Below are 14556 nucleotides of genomic sequence, written 5' to 3'. Positions count from 1 at the left end.
GAGCATGGCCGCGGATTCCCGACCCGCCCTTTCCCAGCATGCCCGTCCGTCCCCTTGATTCGGTAGCGCCGCTTGCGACATCGCCACTGGCGTCAAAATTCGCCGTAACTCACCTCTGGCTGCCTGTCGCAATCGGTCTGCCCTTGTTTACGCTGCTGATGGGTTTCGGCGGCGATCAATGGGTAGCCGACCACCTGTTCCGTCTTGAAGGCGGCCATTGGGCGTTGCAGGACGCCTGGGTTACCCGCACGGTGGTGCACAAGGTGGGCAAATGGCTGAGCACGGCTGCAGCGCTCGTGGCGATCCTGTTGTGCTTCCATCACTGGCGCAAGGGTCGCGATCGCACCCTGCGGTGGGCGCTGCTTTATGTCGTTATTGCCATGGCCCTGGGTACCGGCGTGATCTCCCTGCTGAAGTCGCTGGTGCCGATGGAATGCCCGTGGGACCTGCTGCGCTACGGTGGCCACCAGCCTTTCATCGGGCTTTTCACCGTGCGCCCGGCCGGCATGGCGCCGCAGGCCTGCTTCCCGGCCGGTCACGCCAGCGCTGGCTATGCATGGTTGTCTCTGTACTATTTCGCCCTGCTGTGGCGCCCGTCGTGGCGCTGGGCCGGACTGTGGATCGGCCTTGGCACTGGCCTGGTGTTCGGCATCAGCCAGCAGCTGCGGGGCGCGCATTTCCTTTCGCATGACGTTGCCACTGCGTTGATATGTTGGCTGCTTTCGCTCGGCCTGTATGTCCTGATCCGCCGTCAGCTGGACCGTCCCAACCGCCAGGAGGCAAACGCATGAGTGCATCGGTCCAACGCCCCGCCCGCCTTCCCGCATTGGCGAGTCTTCACCGCTGGCGGCCGCAGCTGTCCACCGAAGCACTGATCGCCCTGACCAGCCTGTTCTTCGCGGTGGCCGGCAACGGCCTGTTCTGGCACAGCGCAATGGCCAGCCATCCGGGCAGCCTGCGCTACGCGCTCTCGCTGCTGCTGTTGCTGCTGGGTGCGCACGGCGTGCTGCTGGGCATCCTGGTCTGGCGCTGGAACGCCAAGGTGGTGATCAGCCTGCTGTTGCTGGTAACCGCCTTCGCTGCGCACTACATGAGCCGCTACCACATCTACCTGGATGCGGACATGCTGCGCAACGTGCTGGCGACCGACCCCAAGGAAAGCCGCGAGCTGATGACCGTGTCACTGCTGTGGCCGGTACTGCTGCTGGCGGTGCTGCCGATGATCGTGCTGTGGCGCGTGCAGCTGCGCCGTCGCAGCTGGGGCCGCAGCCTGCTGTGGCGCCTCGGCTTCCTGGTGGTGGCGGCGGTGACTGCCGTCGGCGGCGCGTTGATCTCGTTCCAGGACGTCTCCGCACTGATGCGCAACCAGCGCGAAGTGCGTTACCTCGCGACGCCGGCCAACGTACTGCTGGGCATGCCGCGTGCACTGCGTGGCGACAATCCGGTGCAGCGCGCGCCGAAACTGCCGATCGGCACCGATGCCAAGGCCACCCCGCGCGCGCCGGCCAGCAAGCCGCGCCTGCTGGTGATCGTCATGGGCGAGACCGTGCGCGCGCAGAACTGGGGGCTCAACGGTGGCCGCAACACCACCCCGGAACTGGCCCAGGCCAGTGTGGTCAATTTCCCGGACATGCATTCGTGCGGCACCAGCACCGAGGTTTCGCTGCCGTGCCTGTTCTCGCCATGGGGTCGCCACGAATACGACGAAAAGAAGATCCGCGCGCACCAGTCGTTGCTGCATGTGTTGAACCGCGCTGGCATCGCACCGCTGTGGCGTGACAACCAGTCCGGCTGCAAGGGCGTGTGCGAGGGCCTGGATTTCCAGTCGCTGTCCGATGCGACCACCCCGGGGCTATGTGCTGATGGCCGTTGCATGGACGAGATCCTGCTGCAGGACCTGGCCACCCAGGTGCGTGCGAAGCCCGGCGACCGCGTGGTGGTGCTGCACCAGCTGGGCAACCACGGCCCGGCCTACTTCGAGCGCTATCCGCCCGCGTTCCGCCGCTTCACCCCCACCTGCGACACCCGTGACATCGGCCGCTGCTCGCGCGAGGAGATCACCAACAGTTACGACAACGCCGTGCTGTACACCGATCACTTCCTGACCAAGACCATCGGCACGCTGCAGGGCATGCAGGATTACGACACAGCGATGATCTACCTGTCCGACCACGGCGAGTCACTGGGCGAGAAGGGCCTGTTCCTGCATGGCGTGCCCTACGCCATCGCCCCGGCCGAGCAGACCCGGGTACCGATGACGATGTGGTTCTCGCCGGGCTTCGCCAGCAGCCGCGGGCTGGACCTGCAGTGCGTGCGCAAGCGTTCGGCGGCCTACACCGACCACGACAACCTGTTCCCGTCGGTGCTGGGCCTGATGCAGGTGAAGACCTCGCTGTACGAGCGAGACCGCGACGTGTTCGCCAACTGCGAAGGGTGAGGGTTGTTCGGCAGGGCTTGCAGCCCTGCACCTGCAGAGGCAACGGCAACTTCAACGGCCGAAGCAACAGCAACAGCGTGCATTCCGTGGGATGGCGGGGTGGGTCCGGTGGCGGGAGACGCCGTAAACCCATCCCTGGGGGCTTGGCCGCGGCATCCATGCCGCGGACACTCCCGCCACCGGACCCGCCCCGCCTTCGACAGTTTTCCGCGATCTGTTGGAACGACCGTGGGGTCAGATCCGTTTTCCGGAGGAAAACGGATCTGACCCCATTCTTGTTTGTCGATACCTGACAGATGTGTCGACCAAGGTCGACACCCACCAACAGCCGCCGCGATCTGTCAGAGGTGGGGCGGTGTGGGCTTGCAGGACCGTTGGCGCCATGGATGGCGCCATCGAGCCCCCATGGATGGGTTTACGGCGTGTCCTGCAAGCCCACACCGCCGCGCCATCCCACGGATACCCTGCTTTTGCGGTTGCTTCGGCGTTTGCTGTTGCTTGTGCTCTGGCCTCTGCGGGTGCCGGGCGCCGCCCGGCCGACTTCCGCCACTTGCGGTGGCAGCAACTGCCCACTAGCCTTCGGCCGTCGTTCACCACCCAAGGACCGCCCGTGAAACACCGTCATCTCCTGCTGGCCTCGGCAATCGCCGCCGCCACGCTGGCCCTGGTCGCCTGCAAGAAGGAAGCTGCCCCAGGCACCGATACCGCCAGCAGCAGCGCCCCGGCCGGCGAAACCGCCGACCAGTTCGTGGCCCGCATCAATGCCGAATTCAAGGCCGCCTACCCGGAGATGACCTCGGCGCAGTGGCTGTCCTCCACCTACATCAACAGTGATTCGGAACGCATCGCGGCCAAGGCCAACGAGCGTTCGCTCACCCAGCTCAACCGTTGGATCGAACAGGCCGCCACGTTCGACGGCAAGCCGATGAGCGAGGACAGCAAGCGCGCGATCCACCTGCTGAAACTGATGTCCTCGATGCCGGCACCGCGCGACCCGGCCAAACTGGCCGAGCTGACCCAGATCGCCACCCGCATGGAAGGCAGCTACGGTGCCGGCAAGTACTGCACCGACGCCAACGATCCGAACTCCTGCCGCCAGCTGGGCGAGCTGGAGCAGGTGCTCGCGCGCAGCCGCGACTACGACAAGCAGCTCGATGCCTGGCAGGGCTGGCACAGCACCACCAAGAGCATGCGCGGCGACTACCAGAAGTTCGTCGGCCTGGTGAATGAAGGCGCCAAGGGCATGGGCTTCACCGATGCCGGCCAGATGTGGCGCAGTGGCTATGACATGCCGCCGGAACAGATCGGCCCGGAAACCGATCGCCTGTGGGAACAGGTCAAGCCGATGTACGAGCAGCTGCACTGCTACGCGCGCGGCAAGCTGGACAAGACCTACGGCAAGGACAAGGCGGAAGTGGGCAACGGCCTGATCGCCGCGCACCTGCTGGGCAACATGTGGCAGCAGGACTGGTCGAACCTGTGGGACCAGCTGGAACCGTACCCGGGTGCCGGCAGCCTGGACATCACTGCAGCGCTGGAAAAGCAGTACCAGACCAACCTGAGCGCAGCGCTGGCCAAGGCCGGCAAGGACGCCAACGTGGCCGCGCAGTACAAGGCGCAGCGCGAGGCCGAACTGCGTACCGCCAAGCAGATGACCGAGCGCGCGCAGGACTTCTACGTGTCGTTGGGCATGCCGTCGCTGCCGCAGTCGTACTGGGAGAAGACCCAGTTCATCAAGCCCGACGATCGCGACGTGGTCTGCCACGCCAGCGCCTGGGACATGAACATGGAAGGCGACGTGCGCACCAAGATGTGCATCAAGCCGAACGAAGAGAACTTCACCACCATCTACCACGAGCTGGGCCACATCTATTACGACCTGGCCTACAACCCGCTGCCGCCGCTGTTCCAGGGCGGTGCCAACGATGGCTTCCATGAAGCGATCGGCGACACCATCGTGCTGGCGATGACGCCCAAGTACCTCAGCTCGATCGGCCTGGTCGATGCACCGACCGAGAGCCGCGAGGCAGTCATCAACAACCAGATGCGCATGGCGCTGTCGGGCGTATCGTTCCTGCCGTTCGGGCTGATGATCGACCGCTGGCGCTGGGGCGTGTTCGATGGTTCGATCACCGCCGACAACTACAACAAGGCGTGGTGGGACCTGAAGGCAAAGTACCAGGGCGTGGCGCCGGCCGGCACCCGTGGCGAAGAATTCTTCGACCCGGGCGCGAAGTACCACGTTCCGGGCAACACCCCGTACACGCGTTACTTCCTGGCGCGCATCCTGCAGTTCCAGTTCTACAAGGGCCTGTGCGACGCGGCCGGCTACAAGGGCCCGCTGCATGAGTGCACCTTCTACGGCAACAAGGAAGCCGGCCAGAAGTACTGGGCGATGCTGAGCAAGGGCGCCAGCCAGCCGTGGCAGGCCACGCTGAAGGAGTTGACCGGCACCGACAAGCTCGATGCCGGCCCGATGATCGAGTACTTCACCCCGGTCAACGAGTGGCTGAAGCAGCAGAACGAAGGCCAGATGTGCGGCTGGCAGGCCAACGCGGCACCGGCGGCGAAATGAAAAAAGGGGCGGATCCGCAAGGATCCGCCCCTTTCCGGTAGTGCCGGCCGCTGGCCGGCAACCACGCGATGAAGACCCAACGGGCAGCCGGCCAGCGGCCGGCTCTACCGAAATGCCTGTCAGCTGTCCTTCTTCGCCGCCATCGCGGCAGCCAGTTCGGCCTTGAATTCTTCGAAGGTCTGGCCCTTCTCTTTCGCTTCGGCCTGCGCGGCATCGCGCAGCGCATCGGAATACATCAGGCGCACCGGCGTACCGTTGCGCTCGTGCAGTTCACCGGCCTGCATGATCAGCGCCAGCACCTGCGCGGCCGAGTCACTGTGCCCGGCGATGCGGCCATCCATGCCCAGCACCCATTCGCCATCACGGCGCACGACACCGGCCAGCAGGGTGCGCTGCGCATCGCGCAGCTCGGCATGCGGCTCCACCGGCGAGGCCTGGGCAGCGGCCTTGTTGGCGGCCTGCTTTTCCTGGCGACGGCGCTGGTCGCGGCGGGTCTTGGAGCTGGTGGACATGGTGCGGTACCGCTGCGAGGGGGGCGCAAGGATAGCGCACCCCGCCCGCAGCGCCGCTTCACGTCGCCTCAGTCCAGTACTTTGCCGTGCCTCCAGTAGCCCATGAAGGTGATCGCGCGGCGGTCCAGCCCACAGTCGCGGACCAGATGGCGGCGGATCGCCATCACGGCCCCTGCCTCGCCTGCCACCCAGGCATACAGCGGTCCGCCCACACTGGCATCGGCCTGCTCCCAGAGGATCTGCGCGTCGACGTCGATCTCTTCCAGCGCATCGTCGGCAGCCACGCTCGACGACGCCGCCAAGCGCGCCTGCACTGCCTGCAGCAGGGGCTGCCCGTACGTCGCCTGCCCGCGCGGCAACCACACCAGCTCGGCCGTGGCCGGCGCCTTCAGCGGTACCGCATCACCGGCCTGCGCCACCTCCAGCAGGGCCAGCGTGCGCGGCGGATCCACCATGGCCGCCAGTTCCTCGAGAATCCCGGCCACTGCCGGCAACGCGGTCTCGTCAGCCACCAGCAGCACCTGGCCAACGCCGGCCGGCGGCTTCCATTCCCAGCCCTCGCTGCTCTCGGCGCAGTCGGCGTCCGGGGCCAGCAGCACCACGCGGTCTCCCGGCCTTGCATGCATGGCCCAGCGCGAAGCGGGCCCGGTCACGCCGTGGATGACGAAATCGACGTCGACCTCGCCCTGCTCGGCGCGTAGCTGGCGGATCGTGTAGGTGCGCATCGGCGGGCGCTGATCATCCGGCAGCGCCCGGTAGCGCGGGTACCAGTCCTCGCCGCTGGGGACCTGCGGCAGGTCCTGGCCGGGCAAGGGGAAGAACACCTTGATCCGCTGGTCCGGGCCTTCGGTCTTCATCCGCGCCACGTCGGCACCAGTGAACACCATGCGGTCCAGGGAAGGGGAGAGAACGCGGCGCTCCTTCAGCGCCACCTCGAACAGGCGGTAGGTCTGCTGCGCAGCCATGGGGGAACCTCATGCAACGGCATCGGATTGGCTGGCTGTCGTGCACCTGTGCACCGGCTGGCTGGAGTGCCCAGCCTAGTCCCGTGGTTTCCCGTCGCAAGCGCTGCGGGCGTCGCGGCCTGCCCTACCCCTGCACGCTGCTCAGTGACCCGTGCAGACTGCCTGCGCCGCGCGTTCACGTTGGTGTTCCCAGTACCAGAACACGAAACCAGCACCGAAGAAGGCGGCCTGGCCCAACGCCAGGTGCAGCGGGCTGGCGCTGAGCAGCGGCGACACCACGCCGGCCACCACGGTGCTGATCATCAGCTGCACGAAGGCCTGCAGCGACGAGGCCAGGCCGCGCTGGTGCGGGTACATGTCCAGCACCGCCAGCGCCAGGATCGGGAAAATCAGCGCCATGCCCATGCCGCCCAGGAAGATCGGCAGCACCGCCCACGGCAGCACGAACTGCGGGGCCAGCGCCACGTAGCCGACGTTCAGCAGCACCGACAGCGCGCACAGGACGAAACCGATGGCGACCTGGCGGGTGGGCGTGGTGTGCCCGGCCATGCGCCCCGACAGGAACGAGCCGGTGGTCATGCCGCCGATGGTGGGGATGAACAGCCAGGCAAAACCACCCTCGCCCAGATGCAGGTGCTGCATCACGAACACCGGCGCCGAGGAGATGTACAGGAAGATGCCGCCGAAACCGATGCTGCCGGCCAGCGCCAGGCGCAGGAACCGCGGGTTGAAACCAATGCGCACGTAATCGCGCATCAGCACGCGCGGCGACAACGGCACCCGTGCCTCCACCGGATGGGTTTCCGGCAGGTAGCGTGCGGTCGCCGCCAGCAGGACCAGTGCGAACACCACCAGGAACCAGAAGATCAGTGGCCAGCCGGCGCCGCTGAGCAGGATCCAGCCACCGATGATCGGTGCGATCGCCGGTGCGATGCCGAACAGCATCGACACCTGGCTCATCAGTCGCTGCGCGTCGTGGCCGTGGTACAGGTCGCGGATCACCGCGCGGCCGACGATCATGCCGACGCCCGCGGACAGTCCCTGCAGCGCGCGGAACGCCAGCAGCGTGGTCAGGTCGGTGGACAGCGCGCAGCCAACCGAAGCGCCGACGAACACCACCAGGCCGCCAAGGATCACCCGCTTGCGGCCCCAGGCATCGGACAGCGGGCCGTGCGCCAGGCTCATCAGGCCGTAGAACAGCAGGTATACGCTGATGGTCTGCTGCACTGCCACCTCGTCCACCGCCAGGCGCTGGGCCAGCTGCGGGAACGCCGGGAAGATGGTGTCGATCGAGAACGGACCGAACATGGCCAGGCCGGCGAGCAGCAGGGCCATGCGGCGGGTGGAGGGAGCAACAGCGGCGGTCATGGGAAAGGCGTCCGGGAGGGCCATGCGCGGCACGCACGGCGGGCGCCGGTCCCCCTGCAGCAGGGACGGCGCCAGATGAATTCGGGTATCCGCCCATCATAGGTGGGGATTGCGCCTGATGCCATGCAGCAGTGCACAAAACGCACGGACGGGCCATCGGCCATTCAGGCGCGGCGGCCAGGTCCGAAGGCGGCCGGCGCGCCCGCAACGGGCTATAATCGGCGGGCAACACGGTGGGAGAAGCGGAACACCGCTGCCGAAGGCGCAACGCCCGTAATCGCTCAGGCCCGATACCACCCGTAACACAACTCTGGAGAGACCGGTTCGATCCGGCGCCGAAGGGGCACGAAGCTGCGGTTCGCCGCGCTTCCAAACTCTCAGGCAAAAGGACAGAGGGGCGCCCCGCAGACCGCCGACCGGCGGCTTGTGCCCGTGCGTGTGCCCTTTCCTGACGGATCCTTCGCCATGTCCCAGAACACCCCTTCCCTGCGTGAGCTCGAGCATCATTCCGCGTTCGTCGAGCGCCACATCGGTCCCAACGATGCCGAGATCGCGCAGATGCTCGACGTCGTCGGCCACGCGTCGCTGGATGCGATGACCGATGCCATCGTGCCGGCCAAGATCAAGTCGCCGGCGCCGCTGGCGCTGCCGGAGTCGATGACCGAAGTGCAGGCACTGGCGAAGATCCGTGCGATCGCCGACAAGAACACCGTGCTGCGCAGCTTCATCGGCCAGGGCTACTACGGTACCCACACGCCGAACGTGATCCTGCGCAACATCCTGGAAAACCCGGCCTGGTACACCGCCTACACCCCGTACCAGGCGGAAATCTCGCAGGGCCGCATGGAAGCGCTGATCAACTTCCAGACCCTGTGCGCCGACCTCACCGGCATGGAAATCGCCAACGCCTCGCTGCTGGACGAAGCCACCGCCGCCGCTGAAGCGATGACCCTGGCCAAGCGTTCGGCCAAGTCGAAGTCGGACACCTTCTTCGTGCACGACGCCGTGCACCCGCAGACCCTGGAGCTGCTGCGCACCCGCGCCGAGCCCATGGGCATCGTGCTGCGCGTCGGCACCCCGGCCGAAGCGCTGGAAGCGGAAGCCTTCGGCCTGCTGCTGCAGTACCCGGACACCTTCGGCCAGGTCGGCGACTACAAGGCGCTGGTCGATGCCGTGCACGCACGCGGCGGCCTGGTGGCCGTGGCCACCGACCTGCTGGCGCTGACCCTGCTGGCCGCCCCGGGCGAATGGGGTGCGGACATCGTGGTCGGCAACAGCCAGCGTTTCGGCGTGCCGTTCGGCTTCGGTGGCCCGCACGCGGCCTTCATGGCCTGCCGCGACGCCTACAAGCGCTCGATGCCGGGCCGCCTGATCGGCGTCTCGGTCGATGCCCAGGGCAACCCGGCCTACCGCCTGACCCTGCAGACCCGCGAGCAGCACATCCGCCGCGAGAAGGCCACCTCCAACATCTGTACCGCGCAGGTGCTGCTGGCAGTGATGGCGTCGATGTATGCCGTCTACCACGGCCCGGAAGGCCTGACCCGCATCGCCCGCCGCACCCATCGCCTGGCCTCGATCCTGGCTGCGGCGCTGCGCAAGGCCGGCGTGCAGGTTGGTGGCGACTTCTTCGACACCCTGCATGTCACTGGCGTGCACGCCGATGAGATCCACGCCAAGGCCCGCGCCGCCGGCTACAACCTGCGCGCGATCGACAGCGACTCGGTCGGCATCAGCCTGGACGAGACCACCACCCGCGCCGACATCGTTGCCGTGGCTGCCGTATTCGGTGCCGCACTGGATGTCGACGCGCTGGATGCCAGCACCGCCGATGCCCTGCCGGCCGGCCTGCTGCGCCAGTCCGCATTCCTGACCCACCCGGTGTTCAACACCCACCACAGCGAGCACGAACTGCTGCGCTACCTGCGTTCGCTGGCCGACAAGGACCTGGCGATGGACCGCACGATGATCCCGCTGGGCTCGTGCACCATGAAGCTCAACGCCACCGCCGAGATGATCCCGGTGACCTGGCCGGAGTTCTCGCAGATCCACCCGCTGGTGCCGGCCGACCAGGCGCTGGGCTACAAGGAACTGATCGATACGCTGGAAGCGATGCTGGTCGAGTGCACCGGCTACGATGCGGTCAGCCTGCAGCCGAACTCCGGCGCGCAGGGCGAGTACGCCGGCCTGCTGGCGATCCGCGCCTACCACCGCTCGCGCGGTGAGGAACATCGCGACATCTGCCTGATTCCGGACTCGGCGCACGGCACCAACCCGGCCTCGGCACAGATGTGCGGCATGAAGGTGGTGGTCACCAAGACCGATGCCAACGGCAACGTCGATGTCGAGGACATCCGCCTCAATGCCGAAAAGTACAGCGACCGCCTGGCCGCGATCATGATGACCTACCCGTCCACGCACGGCGTGTTCGAGGAAGAGGTGGTGGAGATCTGCGAGATCATCCACAAGCACGGCGGCCAGGTGTACACCGACGGTGCCAACATGAACGCCCTGGTCGGCGTGGCCAAGCCGGGCAAGTGGGGTTCGGACGTTTCGCACCTGAACCTGCACAAGACCTTCTGCATCCCCCACGGCGGTGGCGGCCCGGGCGTCGGCCCGTGCGCGGTCAAGGAGCACCTGGCGCCGTTCCTGCCGGGCAAGCTGGGTGACCACGGCCCGGTCGGCATGGTCAGCGCAGCCAGCTTCGGCAGCGCCTCGATCCTGCCGATCAGCTGGATGTACATCGCGATGATGGGCACCGAAGGCCTGCGCAAGGCCACCCAGGTCGCGCAGCTCAATGCCAACTACATCGCCAAGCGCCTGGCCCCGCACTTCAAGACCCTGTACACCGGCCGCAACGGCCTGGTGGCGCATGAGTGCATCCTGGACGTGCGCCCGCTGGAGAAGACCAGCGGCATCGGTGCCGAGGACGTGGCCAAGCGCCTGATCGACTTCGGCTTCCACGCCCCGACCCTGAGCTTCCCGGTGGCCGGCACGCTGATGGTCGAACCGACCGAGAGCGAGTCGCTGCACGAGCTGGATCGCTTCATCAACGCGATGATCCAGATCCGCGAGGAAATCACCGCGATCGAAGACGGCCGCCTGGACCGCGAGGACAACCCGCTGAAGAACGCACCGCACACTGCCACCGCAGTGACCGCGAGCGAGTGGACCCACGCCTACCCGCGCGAACTTGCCGCCTTCCCGCTGGCCAGCCTGAAGCAGAGCAAGTACTGGCCGCCGGTGGCCCGTGTCGACAACGTGTACGGCGACAAGAACGTGATGTGCGCCTGCATCCCGGTCGATGCCTACAAGGATGATGAAGTCGAAGCGTGATTCCTCGCTGCATCGGTAAAGAAAACGGCCCGCGCAAGCGGGCCGTTTTCATAAGGGCGTATGGACCAGGGCCCACACCCACAAACATCTGATCACGGGTCCGGCATCTGCCCCAAGCTCAACTGCCACGACACGCCGAAGCGGTCCTGCACCCAGCCGTAGCGGTTGCTGAAGTCATAGTCGCCCACCGGCATCAACCAATGGCCGCCCTCACCCAGCACGCGTGCGGCACGTTCGAACTGCTCGGCACCGGAACACTCGACGAACAACGAGATCGACGGGGTGAAGGTGAAATCGTGCACGTCCAGGCTGTCGAAGCACAGGTAGTGGGTGCCACCGAGCAGGAAGATCGCCTGGCGGACCTGCCCCGGCACGCCGGCGCCGGCCCCCTCGGGATGGCGTTGCAGGGCCAGCAGGCGGAAATCGGCAAAGGCTTCGGCGTACAGGGCCAAGGCGGCCTCGGCCTGGCCGGTGAACATCAGGAAGGGGCGGCTGCGCAGCATGCGGTACTCCTGGTCGACGGGCCGCTGACGGCCCACACGATCAGGATGGCACGGCGGATGTATGCCTGCTGTAGAGCCGAGCCCATGCTCGGCTGGAGACTGCACAGACAGCAGCCGACCGTAGGGTCGGCTCTACAACGGCGATCACGCCTCGCGCATGCGCCGTGCGATGGCGCTGCTGGCGGCGATCGTGGCGGTCAACGCCACCATCGACAGGAACTGCAGCCGGGTGTGCGACTCGCTCAGCAGCAGGCCGAAGATCAGTGCCAGAATCGCCAGCGCGCAGCAGGTCAACCACGGGAAGCCGGCCATGCGGAACGGCAGCCGGGTACCCAGGCGATCCGCGCGGCGACGCAGTACCAGCTGCGAGACCAGCGACAGCGTCCACACCAGCAGGCAGGTGGAACCGACGATGTTCAGCAGCACCGGCAGCACCCTGTCCGGGAACAGCAGCTCCATCACCGTGGCGGCGAAACCGAACAGCACGCTGGCCAGCACAGCGATCACCGGCACCTGGCGCGGATCGGTCCAGCCCAACACGGCCGGCGCCTCACGACGCTGCGCCAGCGAATACATCATGCGCGAGGCACCGTAGAGGTTGGCATTGAGCGCCGACAGCAGCGCGATCACGGCAATCAGGGTGATGGCGGTACCGGCGCCCGGGATGCGGGCGATGTCCAGCACGGCGGCGAACGGCGACTTCAGTGCCTCGCTGGTCCATGGCACCACGGCGATGATCACGCTCAGCGAGCCGATGTAGAACACCAGGATGCGCCAGGCCACGGTGCGGATGGCACGGGCGATGCTGCGCTCGGGATCTTCGGTTTCGGCCGCCGCCACGGCCACGATCTCGGTACCGCCAAAGGCAAAAACGACAACCAGCAGTGCCGCGCCGATCCCGGCCAGCCCCTTCGGCGCGAAGCCGCCATGCTCGGTGAAGTTGCTCAGGCCCGGCGAAGTCACCTGCGGCAGCCAGCCCATCAGCAGCGCCACACCGATGGCGATGAAGGCCAGGATCGCCGCCACCTTGAGGATGGCGAACCAGAATTCGAACTCGCCGAAGTTCTTCACCCCGAGCAGATTGATCGCGGTGAAGAACAGCATGAAGGCCAGCGCCGCCATCGGTACCGGTATCGCCGGCCAGACCGTGGCAAGAAGCCCGGCCGCGCCTACCGCCTCGGCGGCGATCACGATCACCAGCTGCACCCACCACAGCCAGCCCACGGTGGCACCGGCGGTAGCGCCCATGGCGTCAGCTGCATACACCGAGAACGCGCCGCTGGTGGGCTTGGCCGCCGCCATCTCACCCAGCGCGTTCATCACGATGATCACCAGCGCACCAGCGACCAGATACGACACCAGAACCGCCGGACCGGCCGCCTGCACACCCACACCCGAGCCGAGGAAGAGGCCGGCGCCGATAGCGCTGCCCAGGCCCATCATGATCAGCTGGCGGGGCTTGAGCGAATGTCCGAGACGGGACGGCGAAGCGGTCGGAATCGAGTTGGGCATCGGCGGGGCTGGCGGCGGGCTACAGGGGCGACACCTTACCCTGTCCCATGCCCACGGGGATAGGCACAGCGCAGCAGGCGGCTCAGGCCAGCGCCGGCTCTCCGACGTTCCCACCGATACGGGCGCGGTAGGCGCGCGGCGAGAAACCGGTTTCAGCCTTGAACTTGCGGGTAAAGGCGCTCTGGTCGCTGAAACCGCAGGCCTGGCCGATGCAGGCGATGCTGTCGTCACCGTGCAGCAGGTGCATGGCCATCTGGATCCGCAGCCGGGTCAGCACCTGCTGCGGGGTCATCTGGAACACCTTGCGGAAACTGCGTTCCAGCTTCGACAGCGAGAAACCGGTGATGTCGAGCAGGGTCTGCATGCGCACGTTCTCGGCATAGTGCGCATTGAGGTGGGCCAGGGCCAGCCGCAGCTGCTCGTACTGGGTGCCCAGGCTGTCCTTCTGGCCAAGGTCGCGGGATATGCCGATCAGGCCCTCGATGGCCCCATCGACCACCAGCGGGCGCTTGCAGGTCAGGCACCAGCCCGGTTCGCGGTTGGCGAACAGGTGCAGCTCCATCAGGTTCTCGATCACCTCGCCGGACAGCACGCGGGCGTCCTGGTCGACGTAGTCCGCACTGAGGCCGGTCGGGTAGATTTCAGCCGCGGTACGCCCTATGACGTCCTTGCGCGCGCGCAGGCCCAGCCGCCGCAGCATGGTCTGGTTGACGTGGGTGTAACGCCCCTGAAGGTCCTTGATGAAGAACAGCACATCCGGGATGGCGTCGAACAGGGCTTCGATGTCGGCGGGCTCGACTCGCATGCCACAAGCATAGCCGAGGCCCCTTGCCGGTGCGATCACCCTTGCGGGACTTGCGCTTAACGCCGCCAGGCCCACCGTGGGGGACAGCCCCCACCGGAGAACCGGCCATGCCTCGCGGTGACAAGTCCGCCTATACCGAAAAGCAGAAGCGCCAGGCCGAGCACATCGAAGAGAGCGAGCGCGAGCGCGGTGCCAGCGAAAGCACCGCAGAGCGCATCGCCTGGGCCACTGTGAACAAGCAGGACGGCGGCGGCAAGCGCAGTGGCAGTGGCAGTGGACGCAAGGTGGCAAAGAAGGTCACCACCAGGAAGGTGGCTGCCAAGAAGACTGCTACGAAGAAGGCGCCGGCCCGCAAGACGGCCACGAAGAAGGCAACAAAGAAGACGGTGGCGAAGAAGGCCACCACCCCTGCATCGCGTAGTGCTGCCGCGAAGAAAGCGGCGAAGACCCGTGCGGCGAGGAAGACCGCGCGAAAGGTGGCGGCGAAGAAAGCGGCACGTACCCGCGCCAGCAGCTGAGCCCGTCAATCGGGATTGACGCCCGCAG

11 protein-coding genes and 1 riboswitch are annotated in these 14556 nt (G+C 66.7%); of the genes, 5 read left to right on the top strand and 6 right to left on the bottom strand.

Annotated features, from left to right (window positions below; translation table 11 throughout):
- Nucleotides 1–38: 38 nt before the first annotated feature.
- The 3 genes from D5301_RS11650 to D5301_RS11640 all read left to right on the top strand — a co-directional run bounded on the left by D5301_RS11650 (nucleotide 39) and on the right by D5301_RS11640 (nucleotide 5012).
- Nucleotides 39–791, top strand: a complete 753-nt coding sequence (locus tag D5301_RS11650) for a phosphatase PAP2 family protein (protein WP_153855760.1) — start codon at nucleotides 39–41, stop codon at nucleotides 789–791.
- Nucleotides 788–2437, top strand: coding sequence for a phosphoethanolamine--lipid A transferase (locus D5301_RS11645; protein ID WP_153855759.1), 1650 nt, complete (start codon nucleotides 788–790; stop codon nucleotides 2435–2437). The genes D5301_RS11650 and D5301_RS11645 overlap by 4 nt, the downstream gene beginning before the upstream one ends.
- A 610-nt stretch (nucleotides 2438–3047) precedes the next feature.
- Complete coding sequence (locus D5301_RS11640; protein WP_110713152.1) at nucleotides 3048–5012, top strand: M2 family metallopeptidase; 1965 nt, start codon at nucleotides 3048–3050, stop codon at nucleotides 5010–5012.
- A 119-nt stretch (nucleotides 5013–5131) separates the two neighbouring features.
- Here the strand turns inward: D5301_RS11640 and D5301_RS11635 are convergent, their stop codons facing one another.
- The 3 genes from D5301_RS11635 to D5301_RS11625 form a co-directional block, all read right to left on the bottom strand.
- A complete protein-coding gene (locus tag D5301_RS11635) occupies nucleotides 5132–5524 on the bottom strand; it encodes a hypothetical protein (RefSeq protein WP_069116224.1) in 393 nt (130 codons plus the stop codon).
- A 68-nt stretch (nucleotides 5525–5592) separates the two neighbouring features.
- Nucleotides 5593–6489 carry a siderophore-interacting protein gene (locus D5301_RS11630; protein ID WP_110713154.1) on the bottom strand — a complete coding sequence of 299 codons (897 nt, stop codon included), beginning with the start codon at nucleotides 6487–6489 and terminating at the stop codon, nucleotides 5593–5595.
- Between the two features lie 141 nt (nucleotides 6490–6630).
- Nucleotides 6631–7857: a multidrug effflux MFS transporter gene (locus D5301_RS11625; protein ID WP_106469715.1), complete on the bottom strand. Its 1227-nt coding sequence runs from the start codon at nucleotides 7855–7857 to the stop codon at nucleotides 6631–6633.
- A 300-nt stretch (nucleotides 7858–8157) separates the two neighbouring features.
- A riboswitch (glycine riboswitch) is annotated at nucleotides 8158–8260 on the top strand.
- Nucleotides 8261–8322: 62 nt separating this feature from the next.
- Between D5301_RS11625 and gcvP the strand changes: the two genes are divergently transcribed.
- Entirely contained in the window at nucleotides 8323–11190 is a 2868-nt protein-coding gene (gene gcvP, locus D5301_RS11620; RefSeq protein ID WP_153855758.1) for an aminomethyl-transferring glycine dehydrogenase, read from the top strand.
- A 92-nt stretch (nucleotides 11191–11282) separates the two neighbouring features.
- Here the strand turns inward: gcvP and D5301_RS11615 are convergent, their stop codons facing one another.
- The 3 genes from D5301_RS11615 to D5301_RS11605 all read right to left on the bottom strand — a co-directional run bounded on the left by D5301_RS11615 (nucleotide 11283) and on the right by D5301_RS11605 (nucleotide 14010).
- On the bottom strand, nucleotides 11283–11693 hold the full coding sequence (locus D5301_RS11615) for a VOC family protein (protein ID WP_110713158.1): 411 nt from the start codon (nucleotides 11691–11693) through the stop codon (nucleotides 11283–11285).
- Nucleotides 11694–11837: 144 nt separating this feature from the next.
- A complete protein-coding gene (locus D5301_RS11610; protein ID WP_014038111.1) occupies nucleotides 11838–13205 on the bottom strand; it encodes an amino acid permease in 1368 nt (455 codons plus the stop codon).
- A gap of 82 nt (nucleotides 13206–13287) precedes the next feature.
- Nucleotides 13288–14010 carry an AraC family transcriptional regulator gene (locus D5301_RS11605; protein ID WP_032127825.1) on the bottom strand — a complete coding sequence of 241 codons (723 nt, stop codon included), beginning with the start codon at nucleotides 14008–14010 and terminating at the stop codon, nucleotides 13288–13290.
- A gap of 107 nt (nucleotides 14011–14117) precedes the next feature.
- Between D5301_RS11605 and D5301_RS11600 the strand changes: the two genes are divergently transcribed.
- Nucleotides 14118–14528 carry a hypothetical protein gene (locus D5301_RS11600; RefSeq protein WP_153855757.1) on the top strand — a complete coding sequence of 137 codons (411 nt, stop codon included), beginning with the start codon at nucleotides 14118–14120 and terminating at the stop codon, nucleotides 14526–14528.
- Nucleotides 14529–14556: the final 28 nt, after the last annotated feature.

This window comes from Stenotrophomonas sp. MH181796 (assembly GCF_009659995.1).
Taxonomy (GTDB): domain Bacteria; phylum Pseudomonadota; class Gammaproteobacteria; order Xanthomonadales; family Xanthomonadaceae; genus Stenotrophomonas; species Stenotrophomonas riyadhensis.
The sequence above is the reverse complement of the archived record's forward strand: the minus strand, read 5'-3'. Positions and strand labels throughout refer to the sequence as shown.